The sequence below is a fragment of the Pseudomonas frederiksbergensis genome (assembly GCF_003732665.1).
Lineage (GTDB): Bacteria > Pseudomonadota > Gammaproteobacteria > Pseudomonadales > Pseudomonadaceae > Aquipseudomonas > Aquipseudomonas frederiksbergensis_G.
Map to the genome: position 1 here is coordinate 191,516 of NZ_MOBP01000006.1, position 17,003 is coordinate 208,518.

Genomic DNA, 17,003 nt, shown 5'->3' on the forward strand with positions numbered 1-17,003 from the left:
AATCCAAGGCTGACTATGGGCACTGAAACACTGGCGATCGGTAGCGGACGAATGTTTCGTTACGCGTTGGGATCGCTGTTACTGCTGGCGGGTATGACGTTGTTGGTCGCCCAGGGATTGGCGTGGCTGGACCTTGAGCCGAAATTGCTGCGTGCCCTGCAAGGCGGGGCGATTTGCGCCTTGGGCACCGCGCTCGGGGCGGTGCCGGTGCTGGTGATCCGGCGCATGCCCCAGGCGCTCAGCGATACCCTGCTGGGTTTCGGTGCCGGCGTGATGCTTGCGGCGACGGCGTTTTCGCTGATAGTCCCGGGCATCTCTGCGGCCGAAAGCCTGGGGCTGACGCCTTGGGCGGCCAGCGGCCTGATCAGCTTCGGCATCATGCTCGGCGCGTTCGGGCTGTTCCTGGTGGATCGCAAGGTCTCCGGGGCCAGTCCGGAAATGCTCGTCGGCACCTTGGAAAGACCGGTGATTCCACCGCGGATCTGGTTGTTCGTCTTCGCGATCATTGCCCATAACATTCCGGAAGGCATGGCGGTTGGGGTTTCGGCCGGTGGCGGCATGCCCGACGCCGACAGCCTGGCCATGGGCATTGCCTTGCAGGATGTACCCGAGGGGCTGGTGATCGCGTTGGTGTTGGCTGGGGCGGGGATGTCGCGGGTCAAGGCGTTCCTGATCGGTGCGGCATCAGGGCTGGTGGAGCCGGTCTTCGCGCTGCTGTGTGCGTGGCTGGTCAGCCTGGCGGAGTTGCTATTGCCGTTGGGTCTGGCGCTGGCGGCCGGGGCGATGCTGCTGGTGGTGACCCATGAAGTCATTCCGGAGTCGCGGCGCAATGGTCACGACAAACTGGCGAGCCTGGGATTGTTGATCGGGTTTTGCTTGATGATGGTGATGGATACCGCACTCGCCTAGGCGAGTGCTCAGCCGCCTTCGTCGAAGTAGTTATTGATCAGTGCAACCAGCGCATCCAGCGCTTCTTGCTCCTGGTGCCCTTCGGTGCTCAGGTAGATTTTGGTGCCCTTTCCCGCTGCGAGCATCATCATCGACATGATGCTTTTGCCATCAACCGTGGTTTCGGGCGTGCGGCCCACTCTGATCGAGCAATCGGGATACTGGCCTGCCACCCCAACGAATTTCGCAGAAGCGCGGGCATGCAGACCCAGTTTGTTGATGATTTCAATTTCCAGAGCAGGCATCGCGTTGTGAATCCTTTAGCTGAGGTCGCGGTGGCGGACCTGGACGTTCTTCAGGGATTGTTGCAGGGCCTGACCCAGACGTTCGGTCAGGTAGACAGAGCGGTGATGACCGCCCGTGCAGCCAATGGCAATGGTGACATAGGCGCGGTTACTCGCGGCAAACCGCGGCAGCCACTTGAACAGGTAGTTGTAGATGTCCTGGAACATCTCCTCGACGTCGGGCTGTGCCGCCAGATAGTCGGCCACCGGCTGATCGAGCCCGGACTGTGCCCGCAGCTCCGGCTTCCAATAAGGATTGGGCAGGCAGCGCACGTCGAACACCACATCGGCATCCACCGGCATGCCACGCTTGAACCCGAAAGACTCCACCAGGAACGCAGTGCCGGGCTCTGGCTGGTTCAGCAGGCGCAACTTGATGGTATCGCGCAACTGGTACAGGTTCAGGTTGGTGGTATTGATCTTGAGGTCGGCGAGGTCCGCAATCGGCCCGAGCAGTTGGGACTCGTCGTCGATTGCCTCGGCCAGTGAACGGTTGGCGTTGCTCAGCGGGTGCCGACGGCGGGTTTCCGAGAAACGCTTGAGCAGGGTTTCTTCATCGGCATCCAGGTACAACACATCGCACTGGATATGCCGGCTGCGCACTTCTTCAAGCAGTTCGGGAAAGCGCGACAGGTGGCTGGGCAGGTTGCGGGCGTCGATGGAAACGGCGACCAGTGGCTGTGCCAGTTCGGTATGAATCAGGGCGCGTTCGGCCAGTTCCGGCAGCAGGCCGGCGGGCAGGTTGTCGATGCAGTAGTAGCCGTTGTCCTCAAGGACATTGAGCGCCGTACTTTTACCTGAGCCGGAACGGCCACTGACGATGATCAAGCGCATGATTAGTGACCGTGTTTTTCGCTGCCGTGGCCTTGCTCGTCCACGACAACCTGATACAAAGCTTCGTTGCTCGAGGCATGACGCAGTTTTTCGCGTACTTCCTTGCGGTCAAGCATGCTGGCGATCTGGCGCAGCAGCTCCAGGTGCGCATCGGTGGCGGCTTCCGGGACCAGCAGGACGAACAGCAGGTCAACCGGAGCGCCGTCGATGGCGTCGAAATCGATAGGTGCATCAAGGTGCATCAGGGCGCTGATGGGCGAGGTACAGCCCTTCAAGCGACAGTGGGGGATAGCGATGCCGTTGCCAAAACCGGTGGAACCGAGTTTTTCACGGGCAATCAGCGCTTCGAAGACAACTTGCATCTCCAGACCCTGTACTTCCCGGGCGATCAGGTTGGCAATTTGCTCGAGGGCTTTCTTTTTACTGCCGCCCGGCACGTTCACAAGGGAACGGCCGGGGGTCAGGATGGTTTCAAGTCGGATCATGGGTTGGGGGTGTTAACGACCGGTCGCGCCCTGGAGGAGGCTCTGGGTCTTTTCCTTATGCTTTTTAAGTTGTTTATCCAGCTTGTCGGTGAGTGAGTCGATCGCCGCGTACATATCGGTATGTTCCGCGTTGGCGACCACTTCACTGCCGGGAATATGCAGGGTGGCTTCGATTTTCTGCTTCAGCTTCTCGACCGTCATCGTCACCTGTACGTTGGTGATCTTGTCGAAATGTCGTTCTAATCGTTCGAGTTTTTCGCCGATGTAGGCGCGCAGGGGTTCGGTCACTTCCAGTTGGTGTCCACTGATGTTGACTTGCATACAGCTTCTCCTTCGTTGCCAGTGCATAAAGCGGTAGATCAGATGATCTACCACTGGAACGCTGTGCTGTGGCTTACATCAACCGCTTGCGTTCGCTCGAAGGCGCGATCCCCAGGGATTCGCGGTACTTGGCGACGGTGCGGCGAGCCACCTGAATGCCTTGTGCCTCCAGTAAACCAGCGATCTTGCTGTCACTCAACGGCTTTTTCTGATTTTCCGCGGCAACCAGTTTTTTGATGATCGCGCGGATCGCTGTGGACGAGCATTCGCCGCCTTCAGAGGTGCTGACATGGCTGGAGAAAAAGTATTTCAGCTCATATATGCCCCGTGGGGTATGCATGAACTTCTGGGTGGTGACCCGTGAAATCGTCGATTCGTGCATGCCCACCGCTTCGGCGATGTCATGCAGGACCAGCGGTTTCATGGCTTCGTCGCCGTACTCCAGGAAGCCGCGCTGGTGCTCGACAATCTGTGTGGCCACTTTCATCAGGGTTTCGTTGCGGCTTTGCAGGCTCTTGATGAACCAGCGCGCTTCCTGCAACTGGTTGCGCATGAAGGTGTTGTCGGCGCTGGTGTCGGCACGGCGCACGAAACCGGCGTACTGGGCGTTGACCCGCAGCCGTGGCACCGATTCCTGGTTCAGCTCCACCAGCCAGCGTTCGTTGTCCTTGCGCACGATCACGTCGGGCACGACGTATTCGGCTTCGCTGGACTCGATCTGCGAGCCCGGACGCGGGTTCAGGCTCTGGACCAGTTCGATCACCTGGCGCAGTTCATCTTCCTTGAGCTTCATGCGGCGCATTAACTGGCTGTAGTCGCGGCTGCCGAGCAGGTCGATGTAGTCGGTGACCAGGCGCTTGGCCTCGGCCAGCCATGGGGTCTTGGCGGGCAGTTGGCGAAGTTGCAGCAACAGGCACTCGCCCAGGTTGCGGGCACCGATGCCGGCTGGTTCGAATTGCTGGATGCGGTGCAGGACGGCTTCGATTTCGTCCAGTTCGATGTCCAGTTCCGGATCGAAGGCTTCGAGGATTTCCTCGAGGGTTTCGTCCAGGTAGCCCTGATTGTTGATGCAGTCGATCAGGGTCACGGCGATCAGGCGATCGGTGTCGGACATCGGCGCCAGGTTCAGTTGCCACAGCAGGTGGCTTTGCAGGCTTTCGCCGGCGGATGTGCGGGTGGTGAAATCCCACTCGTCGTCATCGTTGCTCGGCAGGCTGCTGGCGCTGGTCTGGTAGACGTCTTCCCACGCGGTGTCGACAGGCAGTTCGTTGGGAATGCGCTCGTTCCAGTCACCTTCCTCGAGGTTGTCCACCGTCGGGGCGGTTTCCTGGTAGGAGGGTTCCGAAACATCGGCGTTGGGTTGCTGTTCGGCTTTGTCGGCCAAGGGGTCGGCGTTATCGAAGTCGTCGCCTTCTTCCTGGCGTTCGAGCATCGGATTGGACTCCAGGGCCTCCTGGATTTCCTGTTGCAGGTCCAGGGTCGACAATTGGAGCAGGCGGATGGCCTGTTGCAGCTGAGGTGTCATCGTCAGCTGCTGGCCCATTCTCAAGACTAGCGATGGTTTCATGGCAGGGGCTTAACACCTTATTCGCCGGCGCGCATGCGCCATCCACTACAGGGCGCCGGAGCGCCAAACTTAAGCAAATTATATGCCCGAAACCGCGGCGTTTGCCTAGAGCGCTGTAACAATAAAAACCTATTGATTTTTTATCGAGACAAGCGCTCGGACCACCAGCCAGACACATCAGCGCTTAAAGGCGGAACTCATGACCCAGATACACTTCCTTGACCAGCTCGTTGGCCAGGATGGTGGCAGAGTCACCTTCGGCGATCAGTTGGCCATCGTTGACGATGTAGGCGGTTTCGCAGATATCCAGGGTTTCACGGACGTTGTGGTCAGTGATCAGCACGCCAATGCCCTTGGCCTTGAGGTGATGGATGATCTGCTTGATGTCGCCGACCGAAATCGGGTCCACGCCGGCGAACGGTTCGTCGAGCAGGATGAATTTCGGGTTGGTGGCCAATGCGCGGGCAATTTCCACCCGGCGGCGTTCACCACCGGACAGGCTCATGCCGAGGTTGTCGCGGATGTGGCTGATGTGGAATTCCTGCAACAGGCTTTCCAGTTCCTTGCGACGGCCGGCCTTGTCGAGTTCCTTGCGGGTCTCGAGGATGGCCATGATGTTGTCGGCAACGGACAATTTGCGGAAGATCGACGCTTCTTGCGGAAGATAGCCGATACCGGCCTTGGCACGACCGTGCATCGGCTGGTGGCTGACATCCAGGTCGTCGATCAGTACGCGACCCTGATCGGCCTGCACCAGGCCGACGATCATGTAGAAACAGGTGGTCTTGCCGGCGCCGTTCGGGCCCAGCAGGCCGACGATCTGACCGCTGTCGATCGACAGGCTGACGTCACGCACGACCTGGCGGCTCTTGTAGCTCTTGGCCAGATGCTGAGCTTTCAGAGTTGCCATTACTTGGCCTTTTTCGGGTCGGTGTTCGGAGTCGTCGGCGCGGCGGCTTTCGGCTTCGGCTGGATCACCATGTCGATGCGCGGACGCGCCTCGGTGACCTTGCTGCCCGTGGCACGGCCGGCGCTCGCCAGCTTCTTGACCGTGTCATAGACGATTTTCTCGCCCTGGGTGGTGTTGTTGTCCTTGTCGACAACTTTGGCCTTGTCGATCAGCACGACGCGGTTTTGCGCGGCGTGGTACTGGATCGTCACGCCCCAACCCTGGACAGGCTTGGTGTCACCAGCGGTCTGCAGTTGCTCGAAGTAGGCCAGGTTGCCCACCGAGGTCACCACGTCGATGTCGCCGGTCGGGGTGCGGGTGATCGTCACGGTGTTACCGGTGACCTTCATCGAACCCTGGGTAATGATCACGTCACCTTTATAGGTGGCAACGCCATTCTTGTCGTCCAGTTGGGCATCGTCGGCCTGAATGCGGATAGGCTGCTCTTGATCGTTCGGCAGAGCCCAGGCGCTCACGCTTCCCAGTGCTGCGCCCAGACTGAGCAAAATAGGGAGAGTTTTAACGAGCCTCATACTGTCCTCTTACGTTCGATAGCAGGTGTATCCTGCTTTCTTTCAAATACGCTTTCATTCCGTTGCCAGTCGACACACCACCAGCGCCGTCGATTCTAACGGGTTGATCGGTCTGCGCATATTGCTGCTGCGGGAACACGGTCATCCGGGTACTGGTAACGATCAAATCCCGGTTCTTTTCATCGGTGCGCGCAATGCGCACCGAGTCGATCAGTTCTACTTGAGTGCCGTCCGCGTTCACTTCACCGCGCAAACTGGTGACGTGCCACGGGAACTCGGTGCCGCGGTACATGTTCAGGTCCGGATTGGTCAGCAACGATACGTCGCTTGCCTTCAGGTGCTCGACCTTGTCGGAGGTCAGGTCGTACTGCAAGCCGCCATCGGGCAGGTACTGCACGCTGTGGGCGTTGATGGCGTAATAGTCGATCGCGCTTTCGTCGACTTTGGCCACTGGCTTGTCGAGGAAGCGTTCCGGGCTGATGTTCCAGTAGCCGACCGCCGCGAATATTGCAGCGATGCAACCGAACAGCATGAATCTGCGAAACTTTTTGCTCAGAATAAACATAAATGGCTCACAAGTACGCGGCGTTGGCCGCATCTAGGCGGCCCTGGGCGCGCAGGATCAGTTCGCAGAATTCGCGGGCGGCACCTTCGCCGCCACGGGCCTGGGTGACGCCGTGGGCGTGTTCGCGCACGAAACTGGCGGCATTGGCCACCGCCATGCCCAGGCCGACGCGGCGAATCACCGGCAGGTCGGGCAGGTCGTCGCCGAGGTAGGCGACCTGTTCATAGCTTAGGTTGAGTTGTGCAAGAAGCTCGTCAAGCACCACCAGTTTGTCTTCGCGCCCTTGATACAGGTGAGGAATGCCGAGGTTCTTCGCTCGACGTTCGACCACCGGGGTCTTGCGGCCGCTGATGATAGCGGTCTGCACGCCGGCTGCCATCAACATCTTGATGCCTTGGCCGTCGAGCGTGCTGAATGTCTTGAATTCGCTGCCGTCTTCGAGGAAGTACAGGCGCCCGTCGGTGAGGACGCCGTCGACGTCGAAAACCGCCAGTTTGACGTTCCGGCCACGCTGCAGCAGGTCGTTGCTCATCACATTACTCCTGCACGCAGCAGGTCAGACAGGTTGAAGGCGCCAACCGGGCGGTCTTCCTTGTCGACAACTACCAGTGCGTTGATTCGATGGTCTTCCATGATTTTCAAGGCTTCGGCTGCCAGCATATCGGGCCGGGCGGTCTTGCCATGAACGGTCATGACTTCGTCAATGGTGGTGTGGTGGATGTCGATGGTGCGGTCGAGGGTGCGGCGCAAATCGCCGTCGGTGAAAATCCCGGCCAGTTTGCCGTCGGCTTCCACGATCGCGGTCATGCCCAGGCCTTTGCGGGTCATTTCCATCAAGGCGTCCTTGAGCAGCGTGCCGCGTTTGACCTGGGGCAGTTCGGCGCCAGCGTGCATCACGGTTTCCACTTTCAGCAGCAGGCGTCGGCCCAGCGCGCCACCGGGGTGGGAAAAAGCGAAGTCTTCAGCGGTGAAGCCGCGAGCCTCAAGCAGCGCCACGGCCAGGGCGTCGCCCATGACCAGTGCGGCGGTGGTCGAAGAGGTCGGTGCCAGGTTCAGTGGGCACGCTTCGTGTTCAACGTGAACGTTGAGGTTGATCTCGGCCGCCTTGGCCAGCGGTGAATCGGGATTGCCGGTCATGCTGATCAACTGGATGCCCTGGCGCTTGATCAGCGGCAGCAGGGTGACGATTTCATTGGTGGAGCCGGAGTTCGACAGCGCCAGGATGATGTCGTCGCGGGTGATCATGCCCATGTCGCCGTGGCTGGCTTCAGCCGGGTGAACAAAAAAAGCCGTGGTGCCGGTGCTGGCCAGGGTGGCGGCAATCTTGTTGCCGATGTGCCCTGATTTGCCCATGCCGAGCACGACCACGCGACCTTTGCTGGCCAGAATCATCTCGCAAGCGCGTACGAAATCTGCGTCGATATGGGGCAACAAGCCTTTTACGGCTTCCAGTTCGAGGCGGATGGTGCGTTGTGCCGATTGAATCAGGTCGCTGGATTGGCTCATGTCAGAATCGTATAGCCCGATGAAAAGGCGGCGATTATAGCGGTAATGATCGAAAGCCTCACCTTAGTTCGTCGTGCTTTGTCATTCCTTGTTACCGAAACCGTCTAAACGGAAGCTTTTACCCTGTCATGTTGCTGAACATGGCCCGGCTTGGGCCTTGGGCGCTGAGCTGTTGCAGTGATATAGTTCGCCGCCAGTTCGGCCTGCCCGGGGAGGTATGTGCTTTCGTCAGAGAGCCAGGCGTCCGAGTGAGAGGCTGCATCGCAAGGAGTTTAGATGAGTGCCGATAACGCCTACGCGGTCGAGCTGAAGGGACTGACCTTCAAGCGCGGTACGCGCAGCATTTTCAATAACATCGATATCCGCATCCCACGCGGCAAGGTCACCGGCATCATGGGGCCTTCCGGGTGTGGCAAGACCACGCTGTTAAGGCTGATGGGTGCCCAGTTGCGGCCGTCCAGTGGCGAAGTCTGGGTCAACGGCCAGAATCTGCCCAAATTGTCACGCAGCGATCTGTTCGATGCGCGCAAGCACATGGGCGTGCTGTTCCAGAGCGGCGCGCTGTTTACCGATCTCGATGTGTTCGAGAACGTCGCCTTTCCGCTGCGCGTTCATACCGAGCTGCCGGAAGAAATGATCCGTGACATCGTCCTGCTCAAATTGCAGGCGGTCGGTTTGCGTGGCGCCATCGACCTGATGCCGGACGAACTGTCCGGCGGCATGAAGCGTCGCGTCGCGCTGGCCCGGGCGATTGCCCTTGATCCGCAGATCCTCATGTATGACGAGCCCTTCGTGGGGCAGGACCCGATCGCCATGGGCGTGCTGGTGCGCCTGATCCGCCTGCTCAACGACGCCCTGGGCATCACCAGCATCGTGGTTTCCCACGATCTGGCCGAGACCGCGAGCATTGCCGATTACATTTATGTGGTGGGCGAAGGGCAAGTGTTGGGGCAGGGCACGCCTGAAGAGCTGATGAACTCGGACGAACCGCGTATCCGTCAATTCATGACAGGCGAGCCTGATGGTCCGGTCGCCTATCAATTTCCAGCGACGGATTACCGCGCAGATCTTCTGGGGAAGCGCTGATGCGCAAGATTTCACTAATAGAAAGAGTGCGCCGGTTCGGCCAGGCGGCAATCGATGCCGTCGGGGTGTTCGGGCGTGCGGCGATTTTCCTGTTCCACGCGTTGTTGGGTCGTGGCGGTATTGGCGGCGGTTTCGGCCTGCTGATCAAGCAACTGCATTCGATCGGCGTGATGTCCCTGGTGATCATCGTGGTCTCCGGGGTGTTCATCGGCATGGTGTTGGCGCTGCAAGGCTTCAATATCCTGTCCAGCTACGGTTCGGAGCAGGCCGTCGGGCAGATGGTGGCCCTGACGTTGCTGCGTGAACTGGGGCCGGTGGTGACCGCATTGCTGTTCGCCGGGCGCGCAGGTTCGGCCCTCACTGCAGAAATCGGCAACATGAAGTCCACCGAGCAGTTGTCCAGTCTGGAAATGATTGGCGTCGACCCGCTCAAGTACATCGTTGCCCCGCGTCTGTGGGCCGGTTTCATTTCCCTGCCGGTGCTGGCAATGATTTTCAGCGTCGTCGGGATCTGGGGTGGTTCGTGGGTTGCAGTCGACTGGTTGGGTGTCTATGACGGCTCCTACTGGGCGAACATGCAAAACAGCGTGACGTTCAATGGCGATGTGCTCAACGGCATCATCAAAAGTATCGTTTTCGGGTTCGTCGTGACCTGGATTGCCGTATTCCAAGGCTATGACTGCGAGCCCACTTCCGAGGGGATCAGTCGTGCCACAACCAAGACCGTGGTGTATGCCTCTTTGGCAGTGCTCGGCCTGGACTTTATTCTGACTGCCTTGATGTTTGGAGATTTCTGATGCAAAACCGCACCCTGGAAATCGGTGTCGGCCTTTTCTTGCTGGCTGGCATCCTGGCTTTGCTACTGCTTGCATTGCGGGTCAGTGGCCTGTCCCCGACGGCAAACACCGAAACTTATAAACTTTATGCTTATTTCGACAATATCGCCGGTTTGACGGTCAGAGCTAAAGTGACCATGGCCGGTGTAACCATCGGCAAGGTCACGGCGATCGATCTGGACCGCGACAGTTTCACCGGCCGGGTGACCATGCAACTGGAAAAGCGCGTAGATAATCTGCCGACTGACTCCACTGCATCTATCCTGACGGCGGGCCTGTTGGGCGAAAAATACATCGGTATCAGCGTGGGCGGGGAACAAGCCTTGCTCAAGGATGGCGGGACCATCCATGACACCCAGTCGTCGCTGGTGCTCGAGGACCTGATCGGTAAATTCCTGCTCAATACCGTTAGCAAAGACGCCAAATGAGGAGCTTTTGAATGATCTCTACCTTGCGACGTGGCCTGTTGGTATTACTCGCGGCCCTGCCGTTGATGGCTAACGCCGTGGCGGCGCAGTCGGCGCACGATCTGGTCCAGGACACCACGACCCGGATGCTCGCCGACCTGTCGGCCAATAAAGAGAAGTACAAGACGGATCCACAGGACTTCTACACGGCGCTGAACACCATTGTCGGCCCTGTGGTGGATGCCGAAGGCATTTCCAAAAGCATCATGACGGTCAAGTACTCGCGCAAAGCCACGCCTGCGCAGATGCAGACCTTCCAGGAAAACTTCAAGAAAGGCTTGTTCCAGTTTTACGGCAACGCCTTGCTTGAGTACAACAATCAGGGCATCACTGTTGAGCCAGCCAAGGATGAGTCGGGCGAGCGCACCAGCGTTGGCATGACCGTCAAGGGCACCAACGGCGCGGTTTATCCGGTGCAATACACACTGGAAAAGATCAACGGCGAGTGGAAACTGCGCAACGTGATCATCAATGGCATCAACATTGGCAAGCTGTTCCGCGATCAGTTTGCTGACGCGATGCAGCGCAATGGCAACGACCTGGACAAGACCATCAACAATTGGGCCGGGGAAGTTGCTAAAGCCAAGGAAGCCACTGAGAAACAACCTGCCCAGAAGCAAGCCCAATGAGTGAGTCGGCCGTTCGCATGAGCGAAACCGGCGAGTTGCTGCTCAGTGGCACGCTGGACTACCGCACCGGCCCTGACTTGCGCAAGCACGGTCAGGCGCTGATAAAGGCCAGTAAAGCCACCGCTGTGGTGGTTGATTGTTCGGCGGTGGTGAAGTCCAGCAGTGTCGGCTTGTCGCTGCTGCTGTGCTTCATGCGTGATGCAGAGGCGGCCGGTAAAGCCGTCAGCATCCGTGCAATGCCCGAAGACATGCGCGAAATCGCTCAGGTCAGCGAATTGACCGAGCTGTTGGCGCACCCCTAAACGGCATCTATAAAGAAGCCCCCCGTCAGAGTCCTGTGAATGCGGGGTTCGCAGGCGCGGGGCTTTTTTGTATGATGTCCGACCCGCGCGCACAGGGCGCCGATTGAGGTTGAGCATGCAGGCCGTAGAAGTGAAGAGCTTCCTTGAAGCAAAGCTGCCCGGAACGCTGGTAGAAGTTGAGGGCGAAGGCTGCAACTTTCAGCTGAATGTGATTAGCGATGAACTGGCGGCGTTGAGCCCGGTGAAGCGTCAGCAGCAGATCTATGCCCATTTGAACCCATGGATCACCGATGGCAGCATCCATGCGGTCACTATGAAATTTTTCAGCAGCGCGGCCTGGGCCGAGCGCACCTGAGCCCAAGGGCGTCGAGATTCTTATGGATAAATTGATTATTACTGGCGGCGTTCGTCTTGATGGCGAAATCCGCATCTCCGGGGCAAAGAACTCTGCCCTGCCGATCCTCGCTGCCACCTTGCTGTGCGATGGCCCGGTCACCGTGGCCAACCTGCCGCACCTGCACGACATTACCACCATGATCGAGCTGTTCGGTCGCATGGGCATCGAGCCGGTGATCGACGAGAAGCTCAGCGTCGAAATCGACCCACGCACCATCAAGACCCTGATCGCGCCGTACGAACTGGTGAAAACCATGCGTGCCTCGATCCTGGTACTCGGCCCGATGGTTGCCCGTTTCGGCGAAGCCGAAGTCGCACTGCCTGGCGGTTGCGCCATCGGTTCGCGTCCGGTTGACCTGCACATCCGTGGCCTCGAAGCCATGGGCGCGATCATTGACGTCGAAGGCGGCTACATCAAGGCCAAGGCGCCAGAAGGCGGCTTGCGCGGTGCGCACTTCTTCTTCGACACCGTCAGCGTGACCGGCACCGAGAACATCATGATGGCCGCTGCTTTGGCCAAGGGCCGTAGCGTCCTGGCCAACGCCGCACGCGAGCCTGAAGTCATCGACCTGGCGAACTTCCTGATCGCCATGGGCGCCAAGATCACCGGCGCCGGCACCGACACCATCACCATCGATGGCGTTGAGCGTCTGCACCCGGCCACCTATAAAGTGATGCCGGACCGTATCGAGACCGGCACCTACCTGGTCGCGGCTGCCGTAACCGGCGGTCGTGTGAAGGTCAAGGACACTGATCCGACCATCCTCGAAGCCGTTCTGGAAAAACTCCGTGAGTCGGGTGCCGAAATCACCTGCGGCGAAGACTGGATCGAGCTGAACATGCACGGCAAGCGGCCAAAAGCCGTCAACGTGCGGACCGCTCCGTACCCGGCGTTCCCGACCGACATGCAGGCGCAGTTCATCTCCCTCAACGCCATTGCCGAAGGCACCGGTGCCGTGATCGAGACGATCTTCGAAAACCGTTTCATGCACGTCTACGAGCTGCACCGCATGGGCGCCAAGATCCAGGTCGAAGGCAACACCGCCATCGTTACCGGCACCGAGAAGCTCAAAGGCGCGCCAGTCATGGCCACCGACCTGCGTGCTTCGGCCAGCCTGGTGATTTCGGCGTTGATCGCTGAAGGTGACACGCTGATCGATCGCATCTACCACATCGACCGTGGTTACGAGTGCATCGAAGAGAAACTGCAGATGCTCGGCGCCAAGATCCGCCGCGTACCGGGCTAGTTCCGGCTGCAATTGTGGCGAGGGAGCTTGCTCCCGTTGGACTGCGCAGCAGTCCCGCTGCTGGGGCAGCTTCGCGACCCAGCGGGAGCAAGCTCCCTCGCCACAGTTTGCTGTTAATTGATTTGCTTCATCGAGGCTGTAATGGCCTCGATGTGTGTCCGGCGCCGTTTGCGACCGGGCATGAGTACCTTGATAAGGACTGACGTTTCCCATGTTGACCATCGCACTGTCCAAGGGCCGCATCCTTGACGACACCCTGCCGCTTCTGGCTGAAGCGGGCATCGTGCCGACCGAGAATCCGGACAAGAGCCGCAAGCTGATCATCCCCACGACCCAGCCTGACGTACGTCTGCTGATCGTGCGCGCCACCGACGTGCCGACCTATGTCGAGCATGGTGCCGCGGACCTGGGCGTCGCTGGTAAAGATGTGCTGATGGAATACGGCGGCCAGGGCCTTTACGAGCCACTGGATCTGCGAATTGCCCTGTGCAAGTTGATGACCGCCGGCAAGGTCGGCGCCATCGAACCCAAGGGTCGTCTGCGCGTCGCCACCAAGTTCGTCAACGTTGCCAAGCGTTACTACGCCGAGCAGGGCCGTCAGGTCGACATCATCAAGCTTTACGGCTCGATGGAACTGGCGCCGCTGATCGGTCTGGCGGACAAGATCATCGACGTGGTCGACACCGGCAACACGCTGCGGGCCAATGGTCTGGAGCCACAGGAATTCATCGCTGACATCAGCTCCCGGCTGATCGTCAACAAAGCTTCGATGAAAATGCAGCACGCCCGTATCCAGGCGTTGATCGACACCCTGCGCAAGGCAGTGGAGTCTCGACACCGCGGCTGATTCACCTGCGCGACGTTAAGTCGCGCCCGTCTATCCGCCTCATAGCCAGAATTCTCAGGTGCCCAAGCGGAAACGACTGCTAAGTTAGGGCGCCTGAGTTTTTGCCATTCCTATGAGGCTCTCGCTATGACCGCACCGACTGCAATTCGCCGACTCAACGCTGCTGACCCGGATTTCGCGCATCATCTGGATCATCTGCTGAGCTGGGAAAGTGTGTCTGACGACTCGGTCAATCAGCGGGTGCTGGACATCATCAAGGCTGTACGCGAGCGTGGCGATGCGGCACTGGTGGAATTCACCCAGAAGTTCGATGGCCTGCAGGTCGCCTCTATGGCCGACCTGATCCTGCCCCGCGAACGCCTGGAACTGGCCTTGACCCGCATCACCGTGCCCCAGCGCGAAGCGTTGGAAAAAGCCGCGGCCCGGGTGCGCAGCTACCACGAAAAACAGAAACAGGACTCCTGGAGCTACACCGAAGCCGACGGCACGGTGCTGGGCCAGAAGGTCACACCGCTGGATCGCGCAGGCCTGTACGTGCCGGGCGGCAAGGCGTCGTACCCGTCCTCGGTGCTGATGAACGCGATTCCGGCGAAGGTGGCCGGCGTGACCGAAGTGGTCATGGTCGTGCCGACTCCGCGCGGTGAAATCAATGAACTGGTGCTGGCCGCCGCCTGCATCGCCGGCGTGGACCGGGTGTTCACCATCGGCGGCGCGCAAGCGGTTGCGGCGCTGGCCTACGGTACTGAAAGCGTGCCGAAGGTCGACAAAGTGGTTGGCCCGGGCAACATCTATGTCGCCACTGCCAAGCGTCACGTATTTGGTCAGGTCGGTATCGACATGATCGCGGGTCCGTCCGAGATCCTCGTGGTCTGCGACGGCCACACCGATCCGGACTGGATCGCCATGGACCTGTTCTCCCAGGCCGAGCACGACGAAGACGCGCAGGCGATCCTGGTCAGCCCGGACGCCGAGTTCCTCGACAAGGTTGCCGCGAGCATCAGCAAATTGCTGCCGACCATGGAGCGCGCCGAGATCATCGAAACCTCGATCAATGGCCGTGGCGCACTGATCAAGGTGCGTGACATGGAACAAGCCATCGAAGTGGCGAACCGCATCGCGCCGGAGCACCTGGAATTGTCGGTCGCCGATCCACAAGCCTGGTTGCCGCTGATCCGCCACGCGGGTGCAATCTTCATGGGTCGCCACACTTCCGAAGCCCTGGGTGATTACTGCGCCGGTCCGAACCACGTGTTGCCGACTTCCGGCACTGCGCGTTTCTCGTCGCCGCTGGGGGTGTATGACTTCCAGAAACGCTCGTCGATCATCTTCTGCTCCGAGCAGGGGGCGTCTGAGCTGGGCAAGACCGCGTCCGTGCTGGCCCGTGGCGAGTCGCTGACTGCCCACGCCCGCAGCGCCGAATACCGCATCGTTGACGACAAGCAGGGGAACTGAACATGAGTAAATTTTGGAGCCCGTTCGTCAAGGATCTGGTGCCTTACGTGCCGGGCGAGCAGCCGAAGCTGGCGAAACTGGTGAAGCTCAACACCAACGAAAACCCGTACGGCCCATCGCCAAAAGCCTTGGCCGCGATGCAGACCGAACTGAACGACAACCTGCGCCTGTATCCGGACCCGAACAGCGATCTGCTGAAGAACGCCGTGGCCAGCTATTACGGCGTGAAGGCCAATCAGGTGTTCCTCGGCAACGGTTCCGACGAAGTCCTGGCGCACATCTTTCACGGCTTGTTGCAACACGACAATCCGATCCTGTTTCCGGATATCAGCTACAGCTTCTACCCGGTGTACTGCGGGTTGTACGGCATTGCCTTCGACGCAGTGCCGCTGGACGCTCAGTTCCAGATCAACCCGGCGGACTACGCCAAGCCCAACGGCGGGATCATCTTCCCCAACCCGAACGCGCCGACCGGTTGCCTGTTGGCGCTGGACGCCGTGGAGCAAATCCTCAAGGGCAGTCCGGATTCGGTGGTGGTGGTCGATGAAGCCTATATCGACTTCGGCGGCGAAACCGCGATCAGCCTGGTGGACCGTTACCCGAACCTGCTGGTGACCCAGACCCTGTCCAAGTCCCGCTCGTTGGCGGGGCTGCGGGTCGGTCTGGCGGTGGGCCATCCGGACCTGATCGAGGCCCTGGAGCGGATCAAGAACAGCTTCAACTCCTACCCGCTGGATCGCCTGGCGAATGTCGGGGCGGCGGCGGCGTTCGAAGATCGCGAGTACTTCGACAAGACCTGCCGGTTGGTCATCGAGAACCGCGAGAAGGTTGTCGCTCAGCTGGAAGCGAAGGGTTTTGAAGTGCTGCCGTCAGCGGCCAACTTCATCTTCGCCCGCCACCCGCAACACGACGCGGCGGGGCTGGCGGCGAAGTTGCGTGAGCAGGGGGTGATCGTTCGGCACTTCAAGCAAGAGCGGATTGCCCAGTTCCTGCGGATCTCCATCGGCACGCCAGAACAGAACCAAGCCCTGATCGACGGCCTCGGCGATCTCTAAACCAACACTGCCCTTGTAGGGGCAAGGCTTGCTCGCGAAGGCGGCTTAACAGTCAACGATGATGTTGGATGTTGCGGCCCCATCGCGAGCAAGCTCGCTCCCACAATGTTTTTTGGTGGCTGCTTACATTTAAGATCGTTCTAACTACGTAGCAAGCGGAATGTACCTTCCACCTCGGAATCATCTTCGAGCTTGAACTCAAAAGAGCCACTACCAAGTGTCATGCGATTTTCGAGTTTTAGTATCAAATGTCCGCTTTCGACTTTAAAGAACTCCCCGTCCGGGTCTATGAATTGCCATTCCAGTTGACGCCAATCTTCGGTGGGGTATGGAATGAGGTACACGCCGTCTACGTTCTGCACGGGAAATCCGAAAGCCACCCCAGCTCGATTGTCACCACCGACACTGCCCACAATCATCCAACCATTGAGGCCGGATCTGAAGGAAGGGTCGATTGCGCTGAATACGTCTCCGTTCTTACGGCCGTATGTTAAGTAGTACTCGGATTTAGTGTTATCGATGGTCATGGCTCACTCCTCGTAGAAAAGTTAATTCCAATAGGTAGGGCCAGCCTAAGTGTTTTAGCGAGCGATAACGACTGTCAGAAATAACAGTAGGAAAGGCTGTTTTGGAATAAATGGAACAAGTTCTAATACCTGTAGGAGCGAGGCTTGCCCGCGAAGGCGTCATATCA

Annotated in this window: 22 protein-coding genes; 11 read left to right on the forward strand and 11 right to left on the reverse strand. The window is 59.3% G+C overall.

Annotated features, from left to right (window positions below):
• Positions 1 to 15 precede the first annotated feature (15 nt).
• Entirely contained in the window at positions 16 to 909 is an 894-nt protein-coding gene (locus BK665_RS10720) for a ZIP family metal transporter (RefSeq protein WP_123405285.1), read from the forward strand.
• A gap of 8 nt (positions 910 to 917) precedes the next feature.
• Here the strand turns inward: BK665_RS10720 and BK665_RS10725 are convergent, their stop codons facing one another.
• The 10 genes from BK665_RS10725 to BK665_RS10770 all read right to left on the reverse strand — a co-directional run bounded on the left by BK665_RS10725 (position 918) and on the right by BK665_RS10770 (position 7,992).
• Positions 918 to 1,193 (reverse strand): HPr family phosphocarrier protein, encoded by a 276-nt coding sequence (locus BK665_RS10725; protein ID WP_123405287.1) that lies wholly within the window; start codon positions 1,191 to 1,193, stop codon positions 918 to 920.
• Between the two features lie 15 nt (positions 1,194 to 1,208).
• Positions 1,209 to 2,066, reverse strand: coding sequence for an RNase adapter RapZ (gene rapZ, locus BK665_RS10730; protein WP_123405289.1), 858 nt, complete (start codon positions 2,064 to 2,066; stop codon positions 1,209 to 1,211).
• A 2-nt stretch (positions 2,067 to 2,068) separates the two neighbouring features.
• Positions 2,069 to 2,551, reverse strand: coding sequence for a PTS IIA-like nitrogen regulatory protein PtsN (ptsN, locus tag BK665_RS10735; protein ID WP_123405291.1), 483 nt, complete (start codon positions 2,549 to 2,551; stop codon positions 2,069 to 2,071).
• Between the two features lie 12 nt (positions 2,552 to 2,563).
• Positions 2,564 to 2,872: a ribosome hibernation-promoting factor, HPF/YfiA family gene (gene hpf, locus BK665_RS10740; RefSeq protein ID WP_054049907.1), complete on the reverse strand. Its 309-nt coding sequence runs from the start codon at positions 2,870 to 2,872 to the stop codon at positions 2,564 to 2,566.
• 73 nt (positions 2,873 to 2,945) lie between these two features.
• Complete coding sequence (locus tag BK665_RS10745; protein ID WP_032828652.1) at positions 2,946 to 4,439, reverse strand: RNA polymerase factor sigma-54; 1,494 nt, start codon at positions 4,437 to 4,439, stop codon at positions 2,946 to 2,948.
• 184 nt (positions 4,440 to 4,623) lie between these two features.
• Complete coding sequence (gene lptB / locus BK665_RS10750) at positions 4,624 to 5,349, reverse strand: LPS export ABC transporter ATP-binding protein (RefSeq protein ID WP_054049904.1); 726 nt, start codon at positions 5,347 to 5,349, stop codon at positions 4,624 to 4,626.
• The gene (gene lptA, locus BK665_RS10755) at positions 5,349 to 5,921 is read right to left on the reverse strand and encodes a lipopolysaccharide transport periplasmic protein LptA (protein WP_123405293.1); all 573 of its coding nucleotides are present in this window, start codon (positions 5,919 to 5,921) and stop codon (positions 5,349 to 5,351) included. Before lptA ends, lptB begins: the two co-directional genes overlap by 1 nt.
• The gene (gene lptC / locus BK665_RS10760; RefSeq protein WP_123406316.1) at positions 5,908 to 6,480 is read right to left on the reverse strand and encodes an LPS export ABC transporter periplasmic protein LptC; all 573 of its coding nucleotides are present in this window, start codon (positions 6,478 to 6,480) and stop codon (positions 5,908 to 5,910) included. The genes lptA and lptC overlap by 14 nt, the downstream gene beginning before the upstream one ends.
• A gap of 13 nt (positions 6,481 to 6,493) precedes the next feature.
• Positions 6,494 to 7,018 carry a KdsC family phosphatase gene (locus BK665_RS10765; RefSeq protein ID WP_123405295.1) on the reverse strand — a complete coding sequence of 175 codons (525 nt, stop codon included), beginning with the start codon at positions 7,016 to 7,018 and terminating at the stop codon, positions 6,494 to 6,496.
• Entirely contained in the window at positions 7,018 to 7,992 is a 975-nt protein-coding gene (locus BK665_RS10770) for a KpsF/GutQ family sugar-phosphate isomerase (RefSeq protein WP_123405297.1), read from the reverse strand. Before BK665_RS10770 ends, BK665_RS10765 begins: the two co-directional genes overlap by 1 nt.
• Positions 7,993 to 8,268: 276 nt before the next feature.
• Between BK665_RS10770 and BK665_RS10775 the strand changes: the two genes are divergently transcribed.
• The 10 genes from BK665_RS10775 to hisC all read left to right on the forward strand — a co-directional run bounded on the left by BK665_RS10775 (position 8,269) and on the right by hisC (position 16,309).
• On the forward strand, positions 8,269 to 9,078 hold the full coding sequence (locus tag BK665_RS10775; protein ID WP_123405299.1) for an ATP-binding cassette domain-containing protein: 810 nt from the start codon (positions 8,269 to 8,271) through the stop codon (positions 9,076 to 9,078).
• A complete protein-coding gene (mlaE, locus tag BK665_RS10780; protein WP_123405301.1) occupies positions 9,078 to 9,875 on the forward strand; it encodes a lipid asymmetry maintenance ABC transporter permease subunit MlaE in 798 nt (265 codons plus the stop codon). Before BK665_RS10775 ends, mlaE begins: the two co-directional genes overlap by 1 nt.
• On the forward strand, positions 9,875 to 10,342 hold the full coding sequence (gene mlaD, locus BK665_RS10785) for an outer membrane lipid asymmetry maintenance protein MlaD (RefSeq protein ID WP_123405303.1): 468 nt from the start codon (positions 9,875 to 9,877) through the stop codon (positions 10,340 to 10,342). Before mlaE ends, mlaD begins: the two co-directional genes overlap by 1 nt.
• An 11-nt stretch (positions 10,343 to 10,353) precedes the next feature.
• Positions 10,354 to 11,010 (forward strand): MlaC/ttg2D family ABC transporter substrate-binding protein, encoded by a 657-nt coding sequence (locus BK665_RS10790; protein WP_123405305.1) that lies wholly within the window; start codon positions 10,354 to 10,356, stop codon positions 11,008 to 11,010.
• Positions 11,007 to 11,312, forward strand: a complete 306-nt coding sequence (locus BK665_RS10795) for an STAS domain-containing protein (protein ID WP_123405307.1) — start codon at positions 11,007 to 11,009, stop codon at positions 11,310 to 11,312. The genes BK665_RS10790 and BK665_RS10795 overlap by 4 nt, the downstream gene beginning before the upstream one ends.
• A 115-nt stretch (positions 11,313 to 11,427) precedes the next feature.
• On the forward strand, positions 11,428 to 11,667 hold the full coding sequence (locus BK665_RS10800) for a BolA family protein (RefSeq protein ID WP_123405308.1): 240 nt from the start codon (positions 11,428 to 11,430) through the stop codon (positions 11,665 to 11,667).
• 22 nt (positions 11,668 to 11,689) lie between these two features.
• The gene (gene murA, locus BK665_RS10805) at positions 11,690 to 12,955 is read left to right on the forward strand and encodes a UDP-N-acetylglucosamine 1-carboxyvinyltransferase (protein WP_092273236.1); all 1,266 of its coding nucleotides are present in this window, start codon (positions 11,690 to 11,692) and stop codon (positions 12,953 to 12,955) included.
• Between the two features lie 211 nt (positions 12,956 to 13,166).
• Positions 13,167 to 13,802 carry an ATP phosphoribosyltransferase gene (gene hisG, locus BK665_RS10810; RefSeq protein WP_054049885.1) on the forward strand — a complete coding sequence of 212 codons (636 nt, stop codon included), beginning with the start codon at positions 13,167 to 13,169 and terminating at the stop codon, positions 13,800 to 13,802.
• A gap of 126 nt (positions 13,803 to 13,928) precedes the next feature.
• The gene (hisD, locus tag BK665_RS10815; protein WP_123405310.1) at positions 13,929 to 15,254 is read left to right on the forward strand and encodes a histidinol dehydrogenase; all 1,326 of its coding nucleotides are present in this window, start codon (positions 13,929 to 13,931) and stop codon (positions 15,252 to 15,254) included.
• A 2-nt stretch (positions 15,255 to 15,256) separates the two neighbouring features.
• Positions 15,257 to 16,309, forward strand: coding sequence for a histidinol-phosphate transaminase (gene hisC / locus BK665_RS10820; RefSeq protein WP_123405312.1), 1,053 nt, complete (start codon positions 15,257 to 15,259; stop codon positions 16,307 to 16,309).
• A gap of 140 nt (positions 16,310 to 16,449) precedes the next feature.
• Here hisC and BK665_RS10825 read toward each other — a convergent pair whose 3' ends face one another.
• Complete coding sequence (locus BK665_RS10825) at positions 16,450 to 16,836, reverse strand: hypothetical protein (RefSeq protein WP_123405315.1); 387 nt, start codon at positions 16,834 to 16,836, stop codon at positions 16,450 to 16,452.
• Positions 16,837 to 17,003 lie beyond the last annotated feature (167 nt).

What these genes read in the sequence shown, in the direction of transcription:
- BK665_RS10720 (WP_123405285.1), top strand. Translation starts at nt 16, where the DNA reads ATGGGCACTGAAACACTGGCGATCGGTAGCGGACGAATGTTTCGTTAC.
- BK665_RS10725 (WP_123405287.1), bottom strand. Translation starts at nt 1,193, where the DNA reads ATGCCTGCTCTGGAAATTGAAATCATCAACAAACTGGGTCTGCATGCC.
- rapZ (WP_123405289.1), bottom strand. Translation starts at nt 2,066, where the DNA reads ATGCGCTTGATCATCGTCAGTGGCCGTTCCGGCTCAGGTAAAAGTACG.
- ptsN (WP_123405291.1), bottom strand. Translation starts at nt 2,551, where the DNA reads ATGATCCGACTTGAAACCATCCTGACCCCCGGCCGTTCCCTTGTGAAC.
- hpf (WP_054049907.1), bottom strand. Translation starts at nt 2,872, where the DNA reads ATGCAAGTCAACATCAGTGGACACCAACTGGAAGTGACCGAACCCCTG.
- BK665_RS10745 (WP_032828652.1), bottom strand. Translation starts at nt 4,439, where the DNA reads ATGAAACCATCGCTAGTCTTGAGAATGGGCCAGCAGCTGACGATGACA.
- lptB (WP_054049904.1), bottom strand. Translation starts at nt 5,349, where the DNA reads ATGGCAACTCTGAAAGCTCAGCATCTGGCCAAGAGCTACAAGAGCCGC.
- lptA (WP_123405293.1), bottom strand. Translation starts at nt 5,921, where the DNA reads ATGAGGCTCGTTAAAACTCTCCCTATTTTGCTCAGTCTGGGCGCAGCA.
- BK665_RS10765 (WP_123405295.1), bottom strand. Translation starts at nt 7,018, where the DNA reads ATGAGCAACGACCTGCTGCAGCGTGGCCGGAACGTCAAACTGGCGGTT.
- BK665_RS10770 (WP_123405297.1), bottom strand. Translation starts at nt 7,992, where the DNA reads ATGAGCCAATCCAGCGACCTGATTCAATCGGCACAACGCACCATCCGC.
- BK665_RS10775 (WP_123405299.1), top strand. Translation starts at nt 8,269, where the DNA reads ATGAGTGCCGATAACGCCTACGCGGTCGAGCTGAAGGGACTGACCTTC.
- mlaE (WP_123405301.1), top strand. Translation starts at nt 9,078, where the DNA reads ATGCGCAAGATTTCACTAATAGAAAGAGTGCGCCGGTTCGGCCAGGCG.
- mlaD (WP_123405303.1), top strand. Translation starts at nt 9,875, where the DNA reads ATGCAAAACCGCACCCTGGAAATCGGTGTCGGCCTTTTCTTGCTGGCT.
- BK665_RS10790 (WP_123405305.1), top strand. Translation starts at nt 10,354, where the DNA reads ATGATCTCTACCTTGCGACGTGGCCTGTTGGTATTACTCGCGGCCCTG.
- BK665_RS10795 (WP_123405307.1), top strand. Translation starts at nt 11,007, where the DNA reads ATGAGTGAGTCGGCCGTTCGCATGAGCGAAACCGGCGAGTTGCTGCTC.
- BK665_RS10800 (WP_123405308.1), top strand. Translation starts at nt 11,428, where the DNA reads ATGCAGGCCGTAGAAGTGAAGAGCTTCCTTGAAGCAAAGCTGCCCGGA.
- murA (WP_092273236.1), top strand. Translation starts at nt 11,690, where the DNA reads ATGGATAAATTGATTATTACTGGCGGCGTTCGTCTTGATGGCGAAATC.
- hisG (WP_054049885.1), top strand. Translation starts at nt 13,167, where the DNA reads ATGTTGACCATCGCACTGTCCAAGGGCCGCATCCTTGACGACACCCTG.
- hisD (WP_123405310.1), top strand. Translation starts at nt 13,929, where the DNA reads ATGACCGCACCGACTGCAATTCGCCGACTCAACGCTGCTGACCCGGAT.
- hisC (WP_123405312.1), top strand. Translation starts at nt 15,257, where the DNA reads ATGAGTAAATTTTGGAGCCCGTTCGTCAAGGATCTGGTGCCTTACGTG.
- BK665_RS10825 (WP_123405315.1), bottom strand. Translation starts at nt 16,836, where the DNA reads ATGACCATCGATAACACTAAATCCGAGTACTACTTAACATACGGCCGT.